The following is a 235-nucleotide window of genomic DNA, read 5'->3' on the forward strand; positions in this document are numbered from 1 at the left end:
GTGTTGGCTTCTAGGAACGCGCGCATCTGCCGGCCATCGGCGACGATGGTGGTGCGCAGGCCGTTCTTCTTCAGGTAGTTGCCTACCAGCTCGCGAATCTCGCGGTCATCGTCGACGATCAGGATGTGATCGACATGCTCCATTGCCTGGCTCCCGTGGCGGTTGGTGTGCTTGCAAGCAGTGTATCCGCGCCCGCGGCGCTTGCCTGCCGGGGTTTGTATTGCACTGTATCCGG

General features: G+C 61.7%; 1 pseudogene. It reads right to left on the reverse strand.

Annotation, left to right across the window (positions count from 1 at the left end):
- Window positions 1-143: pseudogene (locus ACLJNW_RS28550) on the reverse strand (DNA-binding response regulator); the annotation flags it as partial.
- Between the last annotated feature and the right edge of the window lie 92 nt (window positions 144-235).

This window comes from Salmonella sp. SAL4457 (assembly GCF_046548235.1).
In the GTDB taxonomy this organism is placed as follows: Bacteria; Pseudomonadota; Gammaproteobacteria; order Enterobacterales; family Enterobacteriaceae; genus Salmonella; species Salmonella enterica.